Annotated in this window: 16 protein-coding genes, 7 tRNA genes and 1 pseudogene; 13 read left to right on the top strand and 11 right to left on the bottom strand. The window is 72.0% G+C overall.

The annotated features are described in order from the left end of the window. The first annotated feature begins 36 nt into the window (after nt 1-36). The 3 genes from cobA (at nt 37) to ACKUU6_RS04480 (ending at nt 2,845) form a co-directional block, all read left to right on the top strand. Nucleotides 37-1,269 carry a uroporphyrinogen-III C-methyltransferase gene (gene cobA / locus ACKUU6_RS04490; RefSeq protein ID WP_407987117.1) on the top strand — a complete coding sequence of 411 codons (1,233 nt, stop codon included), beginning with the start codon at nt 37-39 and terminating at the stop codon, nt 1,267-1,269. Between the two features lie 92 nt (nt 1,270-1,361). After that, the gene (locus ACKUU6_RS04485) at nt 1,362-2,168 is read left to right on the top strand and encodes a TrmH family RNA methyltransferase (RefSeq protein WP_407987116.1); all 807 of its coding nucleotides are present in this window, start codon (nt 1,362-1,364) and stop codon (nt 2,166-2,168) included. Nucleotides 2,169-2,215: 47 nt separating this feature from the next. Then, entirely contained in the window at nt 2,216-2,845 is a 630-nt protein-coding gene (locus ACKUU6_RS04480) for a class I SAM-dependent methyltransferase (protein WP_407987115.1), read from the top strand. Nucleotides 2,846-3,421: 576 nt separating this feature from the next. On the opposite strand, the pseudogene ACKUU6_RS04475 reads toward ACKUU6_RS04480, so the two are convergent. Beyond that, a pseudogene (locus ACKUU6_RS04475) lies at nt 3,422-4,648 on the bottom strand (serine/threonine-protein kinase); the annotation flags it as partial. Nucleotides 4,649-5,078: 430 nt separating this feature from the next. On the opposite strand from ACKUU6_RS04475, the gene ACKUU6_RS04470 reads away from it, so the two are divergent. Beyond that, nucleotides 5,079-5,282 (top strand): hypothetical protein, encoded by a 204-nt coding sequence (locus tag ACKUU6_RS04470; protein ID WP_407987114.1) that lies wholly within the window; start codon nt 5,079-5,081, stop codon nt 5,280-5,282. A 210-nt stretch (nt 5,283-5,492) separates the two neighbouring features. On the opposite strand, the gene ACKUU6_RS04465 is transcribed toward ACKUU6_RS04470, so the two are convergent. The 5 genes from ACKUU6_RS04465 to ACKUU6_RS04445 form a co-directional block, all read right to left on the bottom strand. Further along, a tRNA-Val gene (locus tag ACKUU6_RS04465) sits at nt 5,493-5,564 on the bottom strand. A gap of 43 nt (nt 5,565-5,607) precedes the next feature. Next, nucleotides 5,608-5,679, bottom strand: a tRNA-Val gene (locus ACKUU6_RS04460). Between the two features lie 43 nt (nt 5,680-5,722). Next, nucleotides 5,723-5,794 (bottom strand) — tRNA-Val (locus ACKUU6_RS04455). Nucleotides 5,795-5,827: 33 nt separating this feature from the next. After that, nucleotides 5,828-5,901 (bottom strand) — tRNA-Cys (locus ACKUU6_RS04450). Nucleotides 5,902-5,944: 43 nt separating this feature from the next. Further along, nucleotides 5,945-6,017: transfer RNA gene (locus tag ACKUU6_RS04445), tRNA-Gly, on the bottom strand. 300 nt (nt 6,018-6,317) lie between these two features. Between ACKUU6_RS04445 and ACKUU6_RS04440 the strand changes: the two genes are divergently transcribed. The 3 genes from ACKUU6_RS04440 to ACKUU6_RS04430 all read left to right on the top strand — a co-directional run bounded on the left by ACKUU6_RS04440 (nt 6,318) and on the right by ACKUU6_RS04430 (nt 9,095). Continuing rightward, nucleotides 6,318-7,352 (top strand): chorismate-binding protein, encoded by a 1,035-nt coding sequence (locus ACKUU6_RS04440; RefSeq protein WP_407992036.1) that lies wholly within the window; start codon nt 6,318-6,320, stop codon nt 7,350-7,352. Beyond that, nucleotides 7,349-8,167 (top strand): aminotransferase class IV, encoded by an 819-nt coding sequence (locus ACKUU6_RS04435; RefSeq protein ID WP_407992035.1) that lies wholly within the window; start codon nt 7,349-7,351, stop codon nt 8,165-8,167. Before ACKUU6_RS04440 ends, ACKUU6_RS04435 begins: the two co-directional genes overlap by 4 nt. 85 nt (nt 8,168-8,252) lie before the next feature. Next, entirely contained in the window at nt 8,253-9,095 is an 843-nt protein-coding gene (locus ACKUU6_RS04430; protein ID WP_407987113.1) for a GNAT family N-acetyltransferase, read from the top strand. Here the strand turns inward: ACKUU6_RS04430 and ACKUU6_RS04425 are convergent. From ACKUU6_RS04425 to ACKUU6_RS04415, 3 genes are all read right to left on the bottom strand, one after another. Continuing rightward, a complete protein-coding gene (locus ACKUU6_RS04425) occupies nt 9,084-9,602 on the bottom strand; it encodes a DsbA family protein (protein WP_407987112.1) in 519 nt (172 codons plus the stop codon). The two genes, ACKUU6_RS04430 and ACKUU6_RS04425, sit on opposite strands and share 12 nt — an antisense overlap. A gap of 82 nt (nt 9,603-9,684) precedes the next feature. Further along, the gene (locus ACKUU6_RS04420; RefSeq protein ID WP_407987111.1) at nt 9,685-10,251 is read right to left on the bottom strand and encodes a CGNR zinc finger domain-containing protein; all 567 of its coding nucleotides are present in this window, start codon (nt 10,249-10,251) and stop codon (nt 9,685-9,687) included. Nucleotides 10,252-10,503: 252 nt separating this feature from the next. After that, nucleotides 10,504-10,917: an SsgA family sporulation/cell division regulator gene (locus tag ACKUU6_RS04415; protein WP_030056266.1), complete on the bottom strand. Its 414-nt coding sequence runs from the start codon at nt 10,915-10,917 to the stop codon at nt 10,504-10,506. Between the two features lie 195 nt (nt 10,918-11,112). Between ACKUU6_RS04415 and ACKUU6_RS04410 the strand changes: the two genes are divergently transcribed. From ACKUU6_RS04410 to ACKUU6_RS04400, 3 genes are all read left to right on the top strand, one after another. After that, on the top strand, nt 11,113-11,544 hold the full coding sequence (locus tag ACKUU6_RS04410) for a TIGR02611 family protein (RefSeq protein ID WP_407987110.1): 432 nt from the start codon (nt 11,113-11,115) through the stop codon (nt 11,542-11,544). 65 nt (nt 11,545-11,609) lie between these two features. Then, nucleotides 11,610-11,681, top strand: a tRNA-Val gene (locus tag ACKUU6_RS04405). Between the two features lie 172 nt (nt 11,682-11,853). Beyond that, nucleotides 11,854-11,925, top strand: a tRNA-Val gene (locus ACKUU6_RS04400). Between the two features lie 72 nt (nt 11,926-11,997). Here ACKUU6_RS04400 and ACKUU6_RS04395 read toward each other — a convergent pair. Continuing rightward, a complete protein-coding gene (locus tag ACKUU6_RS04395) occupies nt 11,998-12,771 on the bottom strand; it encodes an exonuclease domain-containing protein (RefSeq protein ID WP_407987109.1) in 774 nt (257 codons plus the stop codon). 245 nt (nt 12,772-13,016) lie between these two features. Between ACKUU6_RS04395 and thrS the strand changes: the two genes are divergently transcribed. After that, a complete protein-coding gene (gene thrS / locus ACKUU6_RS04390) occupies nt 13,017-14,996 on the top strand; it encodes a threonine--tRNA ligase (protein ID WP_407987108.1) in 1,980 nt (659 codons plus the stop codon). A 73-nt stretch (nt 14,997-15,069) separates the two neighbouring features. Then, complete coding sequence (locus tag ACKUU6_RS04385; RefSeq protein WP_407987107.1) at nt 15,070-15,630, top strand: HIT family protein; 561 nt, start codon at nt 15,070-15,072, stop codon at nt 15,628-15,630. A gap of 61 nt (nt 15,631-15,691) precedes the next feature. Here ACKUU6_RS04385 and ACKUU6_RS04380 read toward each other — a convergent pair whose 3' ends face one another. Next, nucleotides 15,692-17,335 carry a hypothetical protein gene (locus ACKUU6_RS04380; protein ID WP_407987106.1) on the bottom strand — a complete coding sequence of 548 codons (1,644 nt, stop codon included), beginning with the start codon at nt 17,333-17,335 and terminating at the stop codon, nt 15,692-15,694. A gap of 175 nt (nt 17,336-17,510) precedes the next feature. On the opposite strand from ACKUU6_RS04380, the gene ACKUU6_RS04375 reads away from it, so the two are divergent. After that, nucleotides 17,511-17,936, top strand: a complete 426-nt coding sequence (locus ACKUU6_RS04375; RefSeq protein WP_407987105.1) for a thiol-disulfide oxidoreductase DCC family protein — start codon at nt 17,511-17,513, stop codon at nt 17,934-17,936. The last annotated feature ends 100 nt before the right edge of the window (nt 17,937-18,036 follow it).

Raw genomic sequence — 18,036 nt, 5'->3', positions numbered from 1 at the left:
GTCCGTAAGACTCTCCCGCCCCCAGGAGCACCGCCGATGAGCACCGCGCCCAACCCCCACCCCAGCACCGAGGGCCTCACTCCCTACCCCGTCGGCCTGCTGCTCGCCGGCCGCCGGGTCGTCGTGGTCGGCGGCGGTCAGGTCGCGCAGCGCCGACTGCCGGCCCTGATCGCGGCCGGTGCGGACATCCAGCTGATATCGCCCGGCACCACCCCCGCCGTGCAGGCGATGGCCGACGCGGGCGAGCTCACCTGGCACCGGCGGGGCTACGCCGAGGGCGACCTCGCCGACACCTGGTACGTGCTGGTCGCCACCGACGATCCGGCCGTCAACTCCGCCGTCTCCGCCGAGGCCGAGCGCCTGCGGGTGTTCTGCGCCCGCAGCGACGACGCCTCCGCCGCCACCGCCTGGACCCCTGCCACCGGCCGGGACGGCGGCGCCACCGTCTCCGTGCTGACCGGCGACCCCCGGCACTCCGCCGCGCTGCGCAACACCATCGTCGAGGGGCTGCGCGACGGATCGCTGGCGGCCCGTCAGTTCCGCGCCCACACGGCAGGCGTCGCGCTGGTCGGCGGCGGGCCCGGCGACCCCGACCTGATCACCGTCCGGGGCCGTCGGCTGCTGGCCGACGCGGACGTGGTGGTCGCCGACCGGCTCGCCCCGCGCGAGCTGCTCGCCGAGCTGGCGCCGCACGTCGAGGTGATCGACGCCTCCAAGATCCCGTACGGCCGCTTCATGGCCCAGGAGGCCATCAACCGGACCCTGGTCGAGCACGCCAAGGCTGGCCGGTTCGTGGTCCGGCTCAAGGGCGGCGACCCGTACGTCTTCGGGCGGGGCGGCGAGGAGCTGCTCGCCTGCGTCGAGGCGGGCGTCCCGGTCACCGTGGTGCCCGGCATCTCCAGCTCGATCAGCGTCCCGGCGGCGGTCGGCATCCCGGTCACCCACCGGGGCATGACGCACGAGTTCACCGTGATCTCCGGGCACGTGGGCCCGGACGAGCGTTCGCTGACCAACTGGGACGCCGCCGCCCGGATGACCGGCACCCTGGTGCTGCTGATGGCGGTCGACAAGATCGGCGCCATCGCCGCCCGGCTGATCGAGGCGGGCCGCTCGGCCGACACGCCCGTCGCCGTCGTCCAGGAGGGCACCACCGCCGCCCAGCGCCGGGTGGACGCCACCCTCGCCACCGTCGCCGACGTGGTCACCGCGGAAGGCATCAAGCCCCCGGCCGTCATCGTCATCGGCGACGTGGTGAACGTCCTCGGCTGATCCGCCGAACCGTCCCGTCGCCCGAGTTGACGGGTCGGCGGGACGGACCTCCTCGGGCTGAGCCGCCCGGCCGGTGTGCCAAGATCGATGTCGTGGCAGAACCAGAGACCATCACCGACCCCGCCGACCCCCGGCTCGCCGACTACACCGGGCTGACCGACGTCGAGCTGCGGCGACGCCGTGAGCCGGCCGAGGGGCTGTTCATCGCGGAGGGGGAGAAGGTGATCCGGCGGGCCGTGGCGGCCGGGTTCCGGATGCGTTCGATGCTGCTCACGCCGAAGTGGCTCGACGTGATGGCCGACGTGATCACCGACACCCCGGCCCCCGTCCACGTGGTCGAACCGGGCCTGGCCGAGGCCGTCACCGGCTACCACGTGCACCGGGGCGCGCTCGCCTCGATGGAGCGCAAGCCGCTGCCCGGCGCCGCCGAACTCCTGCTCACCGCCCGCCGGGTGGCGATCCTGGAGGGCCTGGTCGACCACACCAACCTCGGTGCGATCTTCCGCAGCGCCGCCGCCCTCGGGATGGACGCGGTGCTGCTCTCGCCGGACTGCGCCGACCCGCTCTACCGACGGGCCGTCAAGGTCTCGATGGGGGCGGTGTTCGCCGTCCCGTACGCCCGGCTCGACCCGTGGCCCGCCGCCCTGCAGACCGTCCGCGAGGCGGGCTTCGAACTGCTCGCCCTCACCCCCTCCGGCGCCGACGACCTGCCGGCCGCCACCCCGCACCTGATCCCGAAGACCGCCGTCATGCTCGGCGCCGAGGGCGACGGCCTCACCGACCGGGCCCTCGCCGCCGCCGACCGCCGGGTCCGGATCCCGATGGCGCACGGGATCGACTCGCTGAACGTCGGCGCGGCCGCCGCCGTGACCTTCTACGCGGTGAACGCCGGGATCTGACCGCGGAACCATCCGGACTGGGAACGGCGGGTGCTACCTTCCTTCCCGTGGCGGAGCACCAGGACGAGACCAGGGCGGCCTACGACGGGGTCGTCGAGCTGTACGCGTCGCTGTTCGCCAACGGGCTGGAGACCCAGCCGTTCGCGCGGAACATGATCGGCACCTTCGCCGAGCTGGTGCGCGGGACGGGGAACCTCCGGGCGGCCGACGTCGGCTGCGGGCCGGGACACCTGACGGCCATGCTGCACGACCTGGGCCTGGACGCCTTCGGGCTCGACCTCTCCCCGGGCATGGTCGACCACGCCCGGCGGGCCCATCCGACGCTGCGGTTCGACGAGGCGCGGATGGAGGCCCTCCCGGTCGAGGACGGCGTCCTCGGCGGCGTGCTGGCCCACTACTCGATGATCCACACCCCTCCCGGGGAAGTGCCCGCGCTGCTCGCCGAGCAGGCGCGGGTCCTGGCGCCGGGGGGCCTGCTGCTCGCTTCGTTCTTCGCGACCGACGGGCCCGAGCCGGTCCGCTTCGACCACAAGGTGACGCCCGCCTACAGCTGGCCGGCGGACCGGTTCGCCGAACTGCTGGCCGGGGCCGGGTTCGTCACGTTCGCCCGGCTGCTCCACGACCCGGCCTCCGAGCGGGGCTTCCTCGACGCCCACCTGCTGGCCCGTCGCCGGTAGGTGGACCCCCGCCGGAACGTCGCGCGGTCGGTGTCAGCTGCCGCCCGTTCCGCCACTTCCGCCCGAGACCCCGGCGCCTGGCCAGGACTCCTCCAACTGCCCGTCCCCGCGCACGGTGTAACGCGTCGTCGAACCGGCCCCCGTGTGCGAGACCCGCTCCTCCCGGACCAGCGCGCCGCCCTCGATCCGCCAGGCCGCAGTGGCCTGGGGATCGGCCACCGAGGAGCGGGAGGCGAGCAGGACGGGGGTGTCGCCGCTGAAGCCGTACAGCTGGACCAGGTCCACCGGGGCGGAGCCCTCGGCGCGGCGCAGCACCACCAGGGCCGCAGGGGCGCCGTGGTAGCGGGCCGGCAGCACGGTGGAGAGGCCGATCTGCACGCCCTCCACCGCCGACCGGCCGTCCCGGAGCCGGATCGCCTGGCCGCCGGACAGGTCGGCGTAGGTGCGGTTGGGCCAGTCCACGGCCGGCAGGGTGACCCCGACGGCGGGGCCGAGCGCGGCGTCGGCGGCCCCCTTGGCCACCGCGGCGAACGGGGCGGCCGGCGGCTGCGCGCCGTCGATCGAGACCGAGACCGGCGAGCCGGACGGGCCGCCCGCGCTCACCTTCGGTGCCGGGATCATGCCCTGACTGCTGCGGCTCTCGCAGCCCTGGGCCGCCGCGATGGCCAGCGCGACGCCGACAGTGACGGTCACGAAGACCACCAGCCGCTGCCGGAGCAGCCGACGCCTGGCCTCGGCGGGCCGACCCGGCAGGGTGTGCGGGCGGTCCCGCTGCGGGCCGCCCTGGCGTTGTGGCGGCGGTCCCTGGCGGCCGTCGTGGCCGGTGTGACGCTCCCTCAGCGGTTCGGTGGCCGAGGTCTGCGGCATCGGTGCGGTGGCGGACTGCCGGGTGGCACCGGCCGGGCGGCGGACCGGCTGCGGCCGGGCTGCGGGGGCGACGGCGGGCGGCGGCCCGGCCCGGCGGGCGGCGGGGGCCTGCAGCGCGCCCCGGGAGGCGAGTTCGGTCAGCCGCTCGTGCAGCGCGGCCGCACCCGGCCGCTCGGCGGGCTCCTTGGCCAGGCAGGCCCGGACCAGCGGCGCGAGCGGGGGCGGGACGGTGGAGAGGTCGGGCTCCTCGTGCACCACCCGGTACAGCATCACCTCGGAGGAGGCGCCGGAGCCGAACGGCGAGTCCCCGGTGAGCGCGTACGCCAGGGTGGCGCCGAAGGCGAACACGTCGGTGGCGGGCGTCACGGCCGCGCCCCTGACCTGCTCGGGCGCCAGGAATCCCGGGGAGCCGACGGCGGTACCGACGTGGGTGAGCGTGCTGGCACCGCGCGACCAGGCGATGCCGAAGTCGATGATCCGCGGGCCCTTGGGGGAGAGCAGGATGTTGGACGGCTTGAGGTCGCGGTGCACCACACCGGCCTCGTGCACCTTGACCAGCCCGTCGGCCAGCGCGGCGCCGATCCGGGCCGCCTCCGGCCAGGGCAGCGGGCCCTCCTCGCCGACCCGTTTGTACAGCGAGGGCCCAGGGACGTACGCGGTGGCCAGCCAGGGCCGCTCGGTCTCGATGTCGGAGCCGACCACCCGCGCGGTGCAGCCGCCCCGGATCTTCGAGGCGGCTGCGATCTCGCGGGCGAACCGGGTGCGGAACTCGGCGTCCTCGGCCAGCTCGGCCCGGATCAGCTTGAGAGCGACCCGCTGCCCCTTGCGGTCCGAGCCGAGGTAGACCACGCCCATCCCGCCGGCGCCGAGCCGACGGTGCAGCCGGTAGGGGCCGACGATGCGGGGGTCCTCACGCCTCAGCCGCATCATCGCCATAGTCAGTTCTTCCTGTCAGCCTCAAGGGTGAGACCCCGTCGGTTGGGCCACCGTCAGAATCCTGTTCCGGCACAGCTTACGGACTCCGTACTGCGGTGTGCTGATACGCAACACCCGCCGGGCCGGTCGGATTGTCGGATCTGCCCGGACGGCCGCACTGACCAGCGCCGGAGCATCCCCTCGGGGTAGCTCTCAGGGTTGCCTCGGGGATCTCCGCCACCCGCTCTCCCCCTTCGGTAGTAGGCGGCGTGCCCCGTCGTCATCCTCGGGGATGCCCAGCGACGGTACGCGGGCATGACGACCCCGTCGGTGGCCCCGCCTACCTTTGTTCCTAGCGGTGGGCGGCCTACTCGTCCCCCGAGGTGAACCGCCCACCGCATCGACCGACACCAGTCCAGGGCTCACGACAGAGAAGGCAGGAGCACCGACCATGGCCACCCAGCTCACCGAAGCCGGCCGCCGCCGTATCGGGTTCCGCCAGGCGCCTGCCCGCTCCGCCGAGCAGGGCACCAGGCACCCGGCGGTGGCCGTGGCCATGGTGCTCCCGTTCGCCGTCGCCCTGCTGGCGTTCTTCGGCGGCTGGGAGCAACTGGCGGCACAGACCAGGGCTGTCGCCGATCTGATCGGGCGCTGACCTCTGGGGAGAGGTCGGCGTCGGCCGGAGTGCGCCGTCAGGGACAACGCGGACGGGCGGAGACGGTGCACAGCACTCCGGCAGCACGAGCAGGGGCCGGGTACGGATCGTCGGTGAGGGCGATCCGTACCCGGCCCCTGCTGCTGTCCCGAACTCCCGGCAACGGCAAGGGCCCTGATCCGATGACGGATCAGGGCCCTTGAACTGCGGTGCGCGATACTGGGATTGAACCAGTGACCCCTTCCGTGTCAGGGAAGTGCTCTCCCGCTGAGCTAATCGCGCGGGTGGTGGTGCGGTACAGCAGCCGGGCCCCGAGAGGTCCGAGTGCGCGATACTGGGATTGAACCAGTGACCCCTTCCGTGTCAGGGAAGTGCTCTCCCGCTGAGCTAATCGCGCGGGTGGTGGTGCGGTACAGCAGCCGGGCCCCGAGAGGTCCGAGTGCGCGATACTGGGATTGAACCAGTGACCCCTTCCGTGTCAGGGAAGTGCTCTCCCGCTGAGCTAATCGCGCGGGGAGGGGCCCTGGCGAACCAGGGACACCTCTTGGAGGTGGAGACGGGATTTGAACCCGTGTACACGGCTTTGCAGGCCGTTGCCTCGCCTCTCGGCCACTCCACCAGGCAACACACACAGAAGAACGATCTTACACCGTTCTCCGTCGAGCGGACGACGAGATTCGAACTCGCGACCCTCACCTTGGCAAGGTGATGCTCTACCAACTGAGCCACGTCCGCCTGTCTCCCGATCACTTCACCGCTTGTTTGCGGCTCCGTTTCCCGGCGACGTGTTGAACTTTAGCGGATTCCTGGGCCAGCTCAAATTCCGTTCCCGCAGCGTGGCGCCCGGGTGCCCCCGGGGTGGCACCCCGTCAGCTCTCCCGAGGCTCCGGGGCCGACGCCGGACACTCCCTCCGACCTACACTTCAAGCCACCGCAGTCCCCACCGCTCCGCGCCCCGTACCGCGTGGAACAGCACCGAAACCGCGCAGGAGAACCGTGTCCGGCCGCACCCCACCCCACGCCACCGCCGCCCCGATGGCCCGATTCGGCGGCCGCCTGGCGACCGGCCTGCGTGAGGTCAGCTCGGACCCGGCGGTGCTGGACGGCACCGGGTTCTGGGCCGTGGCGTACGACTTCGAGGGCCGGCTCACCTGCGCCCGCTTCGACGAGGTGCGGCCCGCCCCGGCCCCGCCGCGTACCGACGGCTGGCTCGGGCCCCGGCCGGGCAGCTGGCACAGCTCGCTCGACCGGGCCGCCTACACGGCGGGCGTGCGCCGGATCCGCGAGCACATCGCGGCGGGCGAGGTTTACCAGGCCAACCTGTGCCGGGTGCTGTCCGCGCCGCTGCCCGACCCGGCCCGCACCGACATCGACGCGCTCACCGGCCTGCTCGCGTACGGCAACCCCGCGCCGTACGCGGGCACCATCCGGCTGCCCGACCACGGGGTCGAGATCGCCACCGCCTCGCCCGAGCTCTACCTGCGCCGGGACGGCCGCACCATCTCCTCGGGACCGATCAAGGGCACCGGCAGGACCGAGCACGACCTGCTGGAGAAGGACCACGCGGAGAACGTGATGATCGTGGACCTGGTCCGCAACGACCTCGGCCGGGTCTGCGAGACCGGCAGCGTGACCGTCCCCGACCTCTGCGTGGTGGAGAAGCACCCCGGCCTGGTCCACCTGGTCTCCACCGTCGCGGGCCGACTGCGTGGCGGCGCGGGCTGGGGTGCGCTGTTCGACGCCACCTTCCCGCCCGGCTCGGTCACCGGCGCCCCGAAGTCCAGCGCGCTGCGGATCATCGACGCACTGGAGACCGCCCCGCGCGGCCCCTACTGCGGCGCGATCGGCTGGGTCGACGCCGACCGGGGCGAGGCCGAACTCGCGGTCGGGATCCGTACGTTCTGGATCGACCGGACCGTGGCCGACGCCCCGGCGCTGCGGTTCGGCACCGGGGCCGGGATCACCTGGGGCTCGGACCCGGAGCGCGAGTGGGACGAGACCGAACTCAAGGCCGCCCGCCTGGTCGCGATAGCGTCGGGCGACGACCAGTACCCGAGGAGCAGTAACTGATGATCTGGGTCAACGACTCCCTGGTCGACGCCGGCAGCGCCGCCCTCTCCGTGCTCGACCACGGACTCACCGTCGGCGACGGCGTCTTCGAGACGGTGAAGACGGTGCACGGGCAGCCCTTCGCGCTCACCCGGCACCTGGACCGGCTCAGCCGCTCCGCCCACGGCCTCGGCCTGACCGCCCCCGACCACGAGCTGGTCCGGGCGGGCGTCGCCCAGGTGCTGGCCGCCAACCCGATGCCGCTCGGTCGGCTCCGGATCACCTGCACCGGCGGCATCTCCCCGCTCGGCTCCGAACGCGGCAACCACCCGACCACGTTGGTGATCGCCCTCGGCAGCGCCAACCGGCGGCCCGACACCACCGCCGTGCACACCGTGCCCTGGCGCCGCAACGAACACAGCGCGGTGGCGGGACTGAAGACCACCTCGTACGCGGAGAACGTCGTCGCGCTGGCCGCCGCCCACCGGGCCGGCGCCTCGGAGGCGCTCTTCGCCAACACCGCCGGGCTGCTCTGCGAGGGGACCGGCTCCAACATCTTCGTGGTCCTCGGCGGCCGGCTGCTCACCCCGAACCTCGCCTCCGGCTGCCTGGCCGGCATCACCCGGCAGCTGGTGATCGAGTGGACCGGCGCCGAGGAGACCGACCTGCCGTTCGAGGTGCTCGCCGGGGCGGAGGAGGCGTTCCTGACGTCCACCCTGCGCGACGTCCAGGCCATCGCCCGCATCGACGGCCGCGAGCTGCCCGCCCCGGGTCCCGTCACCCTCAAGGCGATGGCGCAGTTCGCCGAGCGCGCGGCGGACGACCTGGACCCCTGAGCCGTCCGCGGGGCCGCCGCCGGTCGCGGCGCCCCGGGCCCCTGGCGGGGTGGTTGCGGCGCGGCGGTGGGGGAAAGGTCCCCGCATGACCACCACGCTGCGTCCCGAACACCCCGAGGAGCCGCTGCCCGGTGGGGGCCGGAGCCGACGGTGGCTGATCTGCGTCAACGGCCGTCCGGTGGGCGGGTTGCGGACCACGCTGCGGACGTACGGCGAGCAGCGCTGGGGCGAGATCTCCGAGCTGGAGGTCACCGGCGAACGGCGGCGCGGGCGGGGCACCGTCGGGGCGTTGGCGGCGGAGGAGGTGCTGCGCGGCTGGGGGTGCAGCCGGGTCGACGTCACCGTCCCCGCAGGCAACGAGGCCGCGTCGCGCCTCGCCGTGACCCTCGGCTACACCGAGCGGATGCTGAACCTGGCCAAGGACCTTACTCAACTCCCCGAACTGCCAAGGGAGCTGACGGCCCGTCCGATCGGGCCGGAGCGATACGAGAACTGGCTGGAGCAGGTCAAGACCGGCTATCAGCGCGACCTGACCGGCTCCGGCCTCGGCGAGAGCGCGGCGCGCGCCAAGGCGGCCGCCGACCACGAGCGGGTGCTGCGCGAGGGCTACGCGACGCCCGGCATCGCCCTGCGCGAACTCGCCGACCAGCACGGCACGTTGCTCGGTCACCTGTGGCTGACGCTCCGTCAGGGGATCGACCCCGACGGCGAACCGGTGGCCTGGGTGATGAGCGTCGCCGTCGAACCGGAGCACCGTGGCCACGGCCACGGCCGCACCCTGATGCTGCTCGCCGAACGCGAGTGCCTGGCGGCCGGGGTGCGCCGCCTCGGGCTGAACGTCTTCAGCGGCAACACCGTGGCGGTCCGGCTGTACGAGTCGCTCGGCTACCGGACCACCCGGCGGGTCATGGGCAAGTCACTGGCCTGAGCGGGCCGCCTCGATGATCGCGACGATCTGCTCGCGCAGCCCGTCCTGGCTCTTGCCGCCGTCCAGCCGCCTGCCGCCGATCACGTACGTCGGGACGCCGGTGATGCCGATCGCCTTGCCCTCGGCCTGGTCCGTGTCGACCACCAGCATGTGCCGCCCGTCGATCAGGGCGAGCTCGACCTCCTCCGCGTCCAGCCCGAGCTCTCCGGCCAGTGCCGTCAGCACCGGCTGCCCGGCCCTGCCGAGCTCCTCGCAGCGTCCGAGCAGGGCCTCCGCGTACGCCCAGCCCTGCCCCTGCGCGAAGGCCTCCTCGAAGGCCTCTGCGGCCGCGTAGGCGTGCTTGTGCTTCTCCAGCGGGAAGTGCCGCAGCTCGATCGTCAGGGCGTCGCCGTACTGCGCGCGCAGCGCCCGTACGTCGTCCAGGGCGGTGCGGCAGTCCGGGCACTCGAGGTCGCACCAGAACTCGAGGCGGGGGAGAGGGGCGTCGGAGAGGGGGGCGTCGGTCATGCCCCCAGTCTTCCATCCGCCGGTCGTCCGTCCGCCGCAGGCCGTCCGCCGCGGGCCGCCGGAGTCGGTCATCCGGGGCCGGTCAGCCGGTGGCGACCGTCTCGGCCCGCTGGCGGGCCCGGTACGCGGCCACGTGCAGGCGGTTGCCGCAGGTGCGGCTGTCGCAGTAGCGGCGGGAGCGGTTGCGGGAGAGGTCGACGAAGACCCGGGCGCAGTCCGGCGCCTCGCAGCGGCGCAGCCGCTCCCGTTCGCCGGCCATCACGATGAAGGCCAGCGCCATGCCGAGTTCGGCCGCCAGGTGGTCACCCAGGGCAGCGTGCGGGGCGAAGTAGTGGATGTGCCAGTCGTGCTGGTCGTGGTTGGTCAGCCGGGGCGTGGTGCCGGCCGCCGCGACCACCGCGTTGACCAGTTCGGCCGCCTCCTCGGTGGAGTCCGCCGAGAACACCGCACGCAGCCGGGCCCGGAGCCGCTGGACGGCGGCGAGGTCGGCGGCGGTGAGGGAGTCGACCTCGCTGATCTCGTGCCGGGTGACGAAGGCGCCGAGCGCCGACAGGTCCGGGAGCTGCTCGCTGCCGCAGGCGCCGGGCGAGGTGTTGAGCAGCTCCACCAGAATGCCCAGCGCGCATTCGGTGTCATGGGTGATCAGCACGTGGGGCTCCTCGCGCGGCGGGGGGGCCGACGGCACCCGCGTCGGTCGTCTCGCTGGACTCTACCGGGAGAGCCGGTGCCGGCGCGGCGTCCCGGAGGCGAGGAGCGGTACGGGAAGGGCGAAGGCCCCGGTTCGCCCTGGTACGGGCTGAACCGGGGCCTGGCCCCGATGCCGCTTGCTGGGCGGCTGTGAGTGCGACCGTGCCCCCGAGTAGGACGGACGCGGTGGCGGGACGACCCGACGTCGAGGCGGTCAGCTCTCGGCGAGGATGTGGGACAGTTCCCGGTCGAGGTCGAAGTGACGGTGTTCGGTGCCGGGTGGCACCGCGGCATCGGTGCGCTTGAGGAAAGACTCGAGCGCGCGAGCCGGGGCTTCCAGCAGGGCTTCTCCTTCCGGAGAACTCAGGGCGATGCAGACCACCCCCTGACCATGACTGCGCGAGGGCCACACCCGGACGTCGCCGGTACCGGTGGGTCGGTGCAGCCCCTCCGCGAGGAGGTCGCGGGCGAACACCCACTCGACGGTCTCGTCAGCACCCGTATGGAAGGTGGCGTGCACGGCATAGGGGTCGGCAGTGTCATAGCGCAGGCCCGCGGGGACGGGCAGTGACGACTCGCTGGACACGATGAGGCGCAGGTGCAGCTCGCAGCTGACCGTGGTGTTCATAAGCGCCAGGGCCTTTCGCTCAGTGTGCGCTCGGGGAATCGCACGTCGGCGAACGGACCATCCCACCTGAAAGCCCGGTGTAAACCCGTCTGTCCCGATTCAGGCGCGAGTCGTACCCCTTCCGGCGCATTGCAGAATCGCTACGGCAGCAGGAACGGCCGCACCGGGCCGGGCCGCTCCGGTAGTTTTCCCCGTATGGCTGTACGAAACGACAATCCCGGTCCCGAGGGGCCGGCTCCGGCGGCGGGCGAGACCCCGGCCGCCCTCGGTTCCAAGGCTCCGCAGTTCATCCGGCGGTCCAGGCCGCTGCACCTCAGCTGGCAGGTGGCGATCTTCCTGATCGGCCTGGCCGTGGTCGGGCTCGGCGTGGTGATGCTGCCGCTGCCCGGGCCGGGCTGGGTGGTCATCTTCCTGGGCATGGGGATCTGGGCGACCGAGTTCGTCTGGGCCCAGCTGGTGCTGCGCTGGACCAGGCGCAAGGTGACCGAGGCGGCCCAGCGGGCCCTCGACCCCAAGGTGCGGCGGCGCAACATCATCATCACCGCCGTCGGCGTGGTGATCATCGCGGGCCTGGGCGGCTGGTACCTGTGGAGGTACGGGCTGACCATGCCCTGGAAGCTGCGCTGACCCCGGGGGTGTCCGGGGGGTGTTCGGAGCACCCCACGGCATGCGGTAATGTTTTCCCTGCACCCGGGCGATTAGCTCAGCGGGAGAGCACTTCGTTCACACCGAAGGGGTCACTGGTTCGATCCCAGTATCGCCCACCGGAATGCAAGGAAGGCCCCGGCCAATTCAATTGGCCGGGGCCTTCTGGTGTTTCCGTGTTCCGTTCTCCGGGGTCGCTGATTCCCCATCAGTCTCCGCAGCCGGTACGGGAGCTGGGGATCCGGTTTGCGGAGTCACCCCCAAGTGGTGCTAGTCTTCTTCTCGTTGCCCGGGCGATTAGCTCAGCGGGAGAGCACTTCGTTCACACCGAAGGGGTCACTGGTTCGATCCCAGTATCGCCCACCGGAGTCAACACTCAGGCCCCGACCGGAAGTTCGGTCGGGGCCTGAGTCATTCGCCGGGGCGTCCCGGCATTCAGGCCGCCGCCTCGCAGCGGTGGTCCAGCGCGAGCCGTCGGCCGCAGGCGCAGCGGGCCGGGCGGAGCGGCCAGGCGAAGTCCACCCGCTCCCGGGTGCCCTCGCGGTCGAACCAGTTCTGCAGTCCCCGGGCCTGGGCGGCGTGCCAGACCGCTTGGCGCAGGTGCAGTTCGGCCGGTGTCAGCGTGCCGAGCGGGGCCGGGTACCTGCGACCCAGGGCGCGGACCAGGTGCAGGGTGGCGGTCGCGTCGGCGGTGGCGTCGTGCGCGCCGTCCAGCGTCACGCCGTAGTGCGCGCACAGGTCGGTCAGGGTACGGCGGCCCTTGCGGTAGCGGTCGACGTACTTGTCCATCACCCGGGGGTCGAGCACCAGCAGTTCGGTCCGGCCCAGGCTGTCGGCGAGCGAGAGGCCGCGGTGCCGGCGCAGCTCGCGGTCCAGCAGGGTGAGGTCGAACGGGGCGTTCATCACCACCAACGGCACGTGCGCCAGCGCCTGTTCGGCCAGCGCGCGGGCGATCTCGGCGACCACCACCCGGGGCGGGCGGCCGAAGTCCCTGGCCCGCTGGTCGGTTATCCCGTGCACGGCGCGGGCGGCGTCGGGGATCGGTATCCCCGGGTCGGCCAGCCAGCCGACCGTACGGGCGGGCGCGGTGGGTGTGGCCTGGACCACCAGCGCGGCCGAGACGATCCGGTCGGTCTCGACGTCCACGCCCGTGGTCTCGGTGTCGAAAGAGGCGAGTGGGCCCTGGTACCAGGGCAGAGTGTGCGGCACGGCTGCGGCCCCCGATCACCACCTGGCGGTGCCCGGCGCGCCACCGAGGACCAGTGGCGCGCCGGGCACAGCGGCGTTCTGCCTAGGTGATACCGCAGTTGACGCCCCCTCAATCCCGTCTCGATCCGGTCCGGCCGAGCCTCGGGGGCGCCCGGGGCATATGGGTGCGCGGTCGGGCCCCTGCTCTCGGTACCATCGGACACGCGCAGCATGGTGCTGTGGCCCACAGATGTCAGGAGAGACCGGTGACCGACGTCCGGATCATCATCAACCGCGAACCCGATCGGGAAGAGCGCGTGGTGACCACGGGCACTACCGCCGCCGAGCTCTTCGCCGACGACCGTTCGATCATCGCCGCCCGGGTCGCGGGCGCGCTGAAGGACCTGGCGTACCAGGTACAGGACGGCGACGAGGTCGAGCCCGTCGCGATCTCCAGCAAGGACGGCCTGGACATCCTGCGGCACTCCACCGCACACGTGATGGCGCAGGCCGTGCAGCAGCTCTTCCCGGAGGCCAAGCTCGGCATCGGCCCGCCGGTCAAGGACGGCTTCTACTACGACTTCGACGTCGAGAAGCCGTTCCACCCCGATGACCTCAAGGCCATCGAGAAGAAGATGCAGGAGATCATCAAGCGCGGCCAGAAGTTCGCCCGCCGGGTGGTCACCGACGAGGCCGCCACCGCCGAGCTGGCCGCCGAGCCGTACAAGCTGGAGCTGATCGGCCTCAAGGGCTCGGCCGCGACAGCGGGCGAGGGTGCCGACGTCGAGGTGGGCGGCGGCGAGCTGACCATCTACGACAACCTGGACCCCAAGTCCGGCGAGCTCTGCTGGGGCGACCTCTGCCGCGGCCCGCACCTGCCGTCCACCCGGCACATCCCCGCGTTCAAGCTGATGCGCAACGCGGCCGCCTACTGGCGCGGCAGCGAGAAGAACCCGATGCTGCAGCGCATCTACGGCACCGCGTGGCCGACCAAGGACGAGCTCAAGGCGCACCTGGAGTTCCTGGAGGAGGCCGCCAAGCGCGACCACCGCAAGCTGGGCTCAGAGCTCGACCTGTTCTCCGTTCCGGAGGAGATCGGCTCCGGCCTGGCGGTGTTCCACCCCAAGGGCGGCATCATGCGCCGGGTGATGGAGGACTACTCGCGCAAGCGGCACGAGGAGTCCGGCTACGAGTTCGTCTACACCCCGCACGCCACCAAGGGCAGCCTATTCGAGCTCTCCGGCCACCTGGACTGGTACGCCGACGGCATGTACCCGCCCATGAAGCTCGACGGCGAGGTGGACTACTACCTCAAGCCGATGAACTGCCCCATGCACAACCTGATCTACCGCTCGCGCGGCCGCTCGTACCGTGAACTGCCGCTCCGGCTCTTCGAGTTCGGCACCGTCTACCGGTACGAGAAGTCCGGCGTGGTGCACGGCCTGACCCGCGCGCGGGGCTTCACCCAGGACGACGCGCACATCTACTGCACCCGTGAGCAGATGGCGGACGAGCTCGACTCGCTGCTCACCTTCGTACTGGACCTGCTGCGTGACTACGGGCTGAACGACTTCTACCTGGAGCTCTCGACCAAGGACCCGGAGAAGTTCATCGGCTCCGACGAGGACTGGGCGGAGGCCACCGAGACCCTGCGGGCGGCCGCCGAGAAGCAGGGCCTCGAACTGGTCCTCGACCCGGCCGGTGCGGCCTTCTACGGCCCGAAGATCTCGGTGCAGGCGCGGGACGCGATCGGGCGCACCTGGCAGATGTCGACCATCCAGGTCGACTTCCAGCTGCCGCAGCGGTTCGAGCTGGAGTTCCAGGGCTCGGACGGCAACCGGCAGCGTCCGGTCATGATCCACCGAGCGCTGTTCGGCTCGATCGAGCGGTTCTTCGCGGTGCTGCTGGAGCACTACGCCGGCGCCATGCCGCCGTGGCTCGCCCCGGTCACCGTGGTCGGCATCCCGATCACCGACGAGCACATCCCGTACCTGCGGGAGGTCGCCGCCGAGCTGAAGAAGCAGGGCGTGCGGGTGGAGGTCGACTCCTCGGACGACCGGATGCAGAAGAAGATCCGCAACGCGCAGCGCAGCAAGGTGCCGTTCATGCTGATCGCCGGCAACGACGACGTCGAGGCGGGTGCGGTGTCCTTCCGCTACCGCAACGGCGAGCAGAAGAACGGCGTGCCGGTCGCAGAGGCGGTCGCGGAGATCGTGGACGCGGTCCAGCGCCGGGTCCAGGTCTGATCCAACGGTCGGTGCGGGGCAGGCTCTTCAACGAGTCTGCCCCGCACTGCTATGCACAGCCGCCCCGGCGAATATGCTGATCAGCATGACGAGTGAGCCGGAAGTGCAGCGGGGCGTGGGGGAGCCGGATGGCTTCCGGCGCCTGTGGACGCCTCATCGGATGGCGTACATCCAGGGCGAGAACAAGCCCACCGGGCCCGCACCGGACGACGGTTGCCCGTTCTGTTCGATCCCCGCGCTGAGCGACGAGGACGGGCTGATCGTGGCCAGGGGCGGTTCGGTCTTCGCGGTGCTCAACCTCTACCCGTACAACGGTGGGCACTTGATGGTGGTCCCGTACCGGCACGTGGCGGACTACACCGACCTGGACGCGGCCGAGACCGCCGAGCTGGCCGACTACACCAAGCGGGCCATGACGGCGCTGCGCGCCGCCTCCGGGGCGCACGGTTTCAACATCGGGATGAACCAGGGCGCCGCCGCCGGAGCCGGCATCGCCGCGCACCTGCACCAGCACGTGGTGCCGCGCTGGGGCGGGGACACCAACTTCATGCCGGTGGTGGGCCACACCAAGGTGCTGCCCCAACTCCTGGCCGACACCCGGAAGATGCTCGCCGAGGCCTGGCCGCAGAGCTGATGGCAGGTACGACAGTGGGGCCGCACCGGTGTCCGGTGCGGCCCCACTGTCGTATCAGGCGTCAGCCCGCGTCGTAGTTGTCCGCCTTGAACGGGCGGGCGCCCTGCATCTCCGACTTGAGGATGCCGATCCGGTTGCTGAACCGGTCGACGTTGACGTCGTGCTCGGCCAGGAACTCCACCGTGGCGGCCATCACGGCGTTGACCACCGGAGTGGCGCTGTAGAGCACGTCGTCCGACTTGAACCGACTGGTCCACGTCCGGTCGGCCCAGGCGCCGCGGAGCGAGAACGGCTCCGGCAGCGAGACCGATCCGCCCAGCCAGCTGAGCAGGGTGGGGAACTTGTGGAACGGTGCGCGGAGGGCCTGCCGGACCACCTCGTCGTTGTTCACCAGCGGGAGGATGACGGTGCGCTCCTCCCAGAACTTGCCGGTCTTGGGGACCTTGAGCTCCTTGGGCTTCGGCTTGGCACCGAACAGCGCGTGCAGCGGGCCGAGTGCGTGACCGGAGACCGAGACCCGCAGGATGTTGCCCATCACGGTCACGCCGATCAGCACGGTGGACACCAACTGGCCCTTGTGCAGTACCAGTTGGGCCGACGTACGGTGCCGGCTGTCGGTGCCGAGGGTCTGCCGGTTGGCGATCGTCTGGAGCGCGAAGTCACGCATCCGGTAGCCGTCCATGTCGGGCCCCGACGGTCGGCCGATCTCGTCCGCGCCCTCCGGGATGTCCACCACCAGCCACTGCTGGACCGAGACGTGCGGCATCCCGCCGCCCGCCACTTCGCTCTGGCTCAGGGCGCCCAGCCCGGTGGTGATCCGGCGGGCCAGGTCCCACGGGTGGAACGCCCGGATGTCCGCATGGCCCTCGGCCGGGCGGAGCTCCTCGACCACCTGCCAGTCGCCCCAGCGCATCCCGGCCCCGAGCAGACCCTTCGCGCCGGCGTAGTGCTGGACGTTGGTCTCCTGCTCGACCGTCAGCCGCTCCAGCGAGGCGCGCAGGTCGGCCGCCTTCTTGTCCAGGTCGTCCCGGGGCACCGCCTTGGGCACGGTGGCCGCCAGCGAGCTGCCCGCCACCAGACCGCCCCAGCGCTCGCGCAGCTCCACCGTGAAGCGCAGGCAGATCCGCTTGGCGATGAACCAGCCGACCACCGGCGCCAGCGTCATCACCCGGAAGTACAGCCCGAACGGACCCGCCACCGGCGGCCGGAGCGCGAGCAGCCCCGCCACCCCGACCGCGAGCAGCACCAGCACGGCGTTGTAGAAGCCCTGCCGACCGGGGGAGGTCTTCCGGAAGTAGGCACGCCCGTAGAACACCGCGAGCCAGATCAGCGCGCCGGGCAGGAAGAGCAGGCCGGTGAGCACGGTGACGACCATCAGCTCGCGGTCGCGGGCGTCCCGGAGCTCCTGGGCGGCCAGGCAGTGCTCGACCACCAGGCGGGTGTCGGTGCCGAACGAGGGCACCAGCGGGAGGCGGCCCTGGCCGAGGGTGCGGTCGAGTACGGCGCGGGTGAACGCCTCGCCGGTGCTGGGCCGGAACAGCTTGAAGAACCTGCCCTCTTTGAGCTTGACGCCTTCGAGCGCGGCGAGCGCCTCGACCTCGGTGTCCCGGTAGGCCGCCGAGGAGAGCAACTGCGTGACCGCGGTCTGCGGCCCGACGTCCGTACGGGGTATCTGCGCGCCCGGGGTCATGTCGAGCTTGGTCACGGTGGCGTCCCCTCCTCCCCTAGTGTTCAGCGGCAGGTTACCGCGCGACCGGTGCACCGCGCGGATGATCGTCTGAACAGCCGTCACTTCCGATGGCCGGTGGCCGTGGAGGGATCGTGCCCAGTTTGGTGCGGCTTCGATCCTGTGAGCGGGGCCGATGGTGCAGGATCGGGGTATGAGCGAAGAACGAACGACAGACCCGGTGCTGGTCTTCGACGGGGACTGCGCGTTCTGCAGCAGCTGCGTCCAGTTCGCGGAGCGCTACCTGCGGGCGAGCCTCTCCTCGGCGAACTGGGAGGCGGTGCCGTTCCAGTTCACCGACCTGGCAGAGCTGGACGCCCGCGCGGGCGGTGCCGGGCTGGTCAGCGGTGAGCGGGCGGAGCAGGAGGTGCTCTGGCTGACGCCCCGGGGGGACGTGTACGGCGGGGCGGAGGCAGTGGCGCGGCTGCTGATGCGCAGCGGAGGCGCCTGGGCCTACCTCGGCGCGGTCCTGACCCTCGCACCGGTCCGCCCCCTCGCGGCGCTCGGCTACCGCTGGGTGGCGAAGAACCGCCACCGCCTCCCCGGGGGCACCCCGGCCTGCTCGCTGCCCCGGCGCTGATTTCGTGCAGGCGCCCAGCGGTCTACGGTCCAGGGCTCGGGGAACTGCGAAAGTGCCTGACCAGCTGCGCACGGATCACCTTGCACGAGGTCGGCGTCGC

This window comes from Kitasatospora sp. CMC57 (assembly GCF_045866025.2).
In the GTDB taxonomy this organism is placed as follows: Bacteria; Actinomycetota; Actinomycetes; order Streptomycetales; family Streptomycetaceae; genus Kitasatospora.
The sequence above is the reverse complement of the archived record's forward strand: the minus strand, read 5'-3'. Positions and strand labels throughout refer to the sequence as shown.